This window comes from Neobacillus sp. MER 74, from assembly GCF_023714155.1.
Genome location: NZ_JAMAUV010000104.1, coordinates 1 through 273 on the forward strand (window position 1 = coordinate 1; position 273 = coordinate 273).

2 rRNA genes are annotated in these 273 nt (G+C 44.7%); both read right to left on the reverse strand.

From position 1 onward, the window contains the following. Positions 1-68 (reverse strand): 5S ribosomal RNA (gene rrf / locus M3610_RS27715); the annotation flags it as partial. Between the two features lie 77 nt (positions 69-145). Then, positions 146-273: ribosomal RNA gene (locus M3610_RS27720) — 23S ribosomal RNA — on the reverse strand; the annotation flags it as partial.

Consider the following 273-nt stretch of genomic DNA (forward strand, 5'->3'; position numbering starts at 1 on the left):
GCGCTGAGAAGCTTAACTTCCGTGTTCGGTATGGGAACGGGTGTGACCTTCTCGCCATTGCTGCCAGACTATTTTGTTTGAGGCTTCATTCCCTCAAAACTAGATAATGCTGAAGAAGTTTGTAAACGTGAGTTCACCTTAAAATATGGTTAAGTCCTCGAACGATTAGTATCAGTCAGCTCCACATGTTACCACGCTTCCACCTCTGACCTATCAACCTGATCATCTTTCAGGGTTCTTACTAGCTTGCGCTATGGGAAATCTCATCTTGAG